The sequence below is a fragment of the Sandarakinorhabdus oryzae genome (genome assembly GCF_009733735.1).
Lineage (GTDB): Bacteria > Pseudomonadota > Alphaproteobacteria > Sphingomonadales > Sphingomonadaceae > Sandarakinorhabdus > Sandarakinorhabdus oryzae.
On the sequence record NZ_WNJP01000341.1, the window covers coordinates 1 to 1,072 of the forward strand.

2 protein-coding genes are annotated in these 1,072 nt (G+C 68.8%); both read left to right on the forward strand.

The window, feature by feature from the left end:
• Positions 1-99 precede the first annotated feature (99 nt).
• On the forward strand, positions 100-669 hold the full coding sequence (locus GJ693_RS16150; protein ID WP_156257240.1) for a class I SAM-dependent methyltransferase: 570 nt from the start codon (positions 100-102) through the stop codon (positions 667-669).
• A gap of 71 nt (positions 670-740) precedes the next feature.
• The coding region (locus GJ693_RS16155; protein WP_197042304.1) for a hypothetical protein at positions 741-1,072 on the forward strand (332 nt) is incomplete at its 3' end.

Sequence of the window (1,072 nt, forward strand, 5' to 3'; positions counted from 1 at the left end):
GTCGGGCAGCCGATGCCGGCGGCCGCGCGCTGGCTGCCGGCCTGGCGCGATCGCGTTGCCGCTCGTCCGTCTGCCGCTGCCTGATTGCGGCCGCGCCGCATGGACGCCCCCCACGTCAATGTCAGGCGGCCGGCGCTGCTGTTTGCCCGGCAGTTCCTCGCCAATCCGCGCCGCATCGGCTCGCTCATCCCGTCCTCGCGCCCGCTGGTCAGCCGCATGCTGGCCGGCGTTGATTGGACCCAGGTTGAAACCGCCGTGGAGTTCGGCCCCGGCACTGGCGTCGTCACCCGCGCCCTGCTGGCCCGGATGCGCCCCGATGCCCGGCTGATCGCGTTCGAGATCAACCCGGCCTTTGCCACCTATCTGGCGCGCAGCATCGCCGATCCACGCCTGCTGGTGCTGCCGGTGTCGGCCGAACAGGTTGCGGAACATGTGCCGGGCGGCTGCGACGTGGCGATTTCCAGCCTGCCCTTCTCGATCATGCCGCGCGAGGTGCGTGGCCGCATCCTTGCCGCCACCGCCAGCGTGCTCAATCCCGGTGCGCCGCTGATCGGCTATCAATATTCGCCCGCCTTCCTGGCGGAACTGCGCGGCGCCTATCCTGACGTGGGGGTGCGCTTCGAACCGCGCAACTGGCCGCCAGCCTTTGTCTTCACGGCCCGCAAGTAACGCAGACCGAAGCCGAGTCTTGCATTTTTGGTAAAAATTCGGTTAACTCTCCCATAGTGGGGGAGTTGATTATGATTGCATTGCGTGTCCATGATGATACCGACGCGGAATTGCTGCGCCTGCGCCGCGATCTGCTCGCCTTCGTGGTGGACGAGATCACCCGCAGCGACCCGGCTGACCGCAGCCTGGCTTTGACCGGCCCGGTGGCCGACGCCATCAGCGAGACCGCTGCTGCTGCCACCCGCGCCGAACTGCTCCAGCTTGGCCGCAGCCTCGCCGACGAGGTGATCCTGGCCGTCGAACCGCAATTGACCGAGCGGCTGCCGGCGCTGGTGCAGGCGGCGGTGGCAGCGGCGCTGGCCGAGCAGGCGGCGGCCAACCGGCAGCCGCCGGCCCAGCTGTA

Excerpts from the sequence above, each read along its gene's own strand:
- GJ693_RS16150 (WP_156257240.1), top strand. The coding sequence starts at position 100 with ATGGACGCCCCCCACGTCAATGTCAGGCGGCCGGCGCTGCTGTTTGCC.